Origin of the sequence: Cellulophaga sp. 20_2_10, assembly GCF_023476645.1 — a bacterium.
Taxonomy (GTDB): domain Bacteria; phylum Bacteroidota; class Bacteroidia; order Flavobacteriales; family Flavobacteriaceae; genus Cellulophaga.
In genome coordinates this window covers 1-630 of the sequence record NZ_JAMCOJ010000058.1, presented here as the reverse complement: position 1 = coordinate 630, position 630 = coordinate 1, and the positions used below count along the sequence as shown (strand labels likewise).

Below are 630 nucleotides of genomic sequence, written 5' to 3'. Positions count from 1 at the left end.
GGTCAAGTTTATTTTCTTGTCCAAAACTTACAATTCCGATTAAGGTCAATATGATTACTAATGCTTTTTTCAAATGTTGGGTAACGTTTATGTATAAGAATAGTTGCGGGTTTGTATGCGAGGATTTTCCGAAGGAAAATCAGACGTTACAAACCCGCAACGACCTTTGTTTTAGCACTAAATCGCAATTATTTTTATACGGTGTTACCAAACGTTTTTATTTCGTTTCTAAATTCAAATTATCAAGCACATTATTTAATTCCGCTAAAGAATTTTCCTCAATCAATTCCGTATTAATTCTCAATTCAGTTGAGTCAGTTTTTAGGATATAATCTCCAGCAAATTTTTTAATCCGCTTTATTTCATTCAGATTTATTTCTTTCGGAATCAAATGATTTTTTGAGATAATTCCGTTTTCTATTGTCAGATACTGTTTTTTGTTTTCAAAGAGATAAGTTCCGACATATAAAATTCCCATTAACAAATATCCATAATTAAAAAAATTCTCCGAATTAAAGATTACTGCTGTAGTTCCAAGAACTAACCACAGAATTCCGAAAATCAGATAATATTTCAGTCGTTTCTTTTTAAATCGTATTTTCATTTTTTCTCAAATGTTTGGTAACGTTT

At 29.7% G+C, this 630-nt stretch carries 1 protein-coding gene; it reads right to left on the bottom strand.

The features are described from left to right. Positions 1–217 precede the first annotated feature (217 nt). Positions 218–604 (bottom strand): hypothetical protein, encoded by a 387-nt coding sequence (locus M4I21_RS18520; RefSeq protein ID WP_249560711.1) that lies wholly within the window; start codon positions 602–604, stop codon positions 218–220. Between the last annotated feature and the right edge of the window lie 26 nt (positions 605–630).

Coding starts and splice junctions, on each gene's coding strand:
- M4I21_RS18520 (WP_249560711.1), bottom strand. CDS start 604: ATGAAAATACGATTTAAAAAGAAACGACTGAAATATTATCTGATTTTC.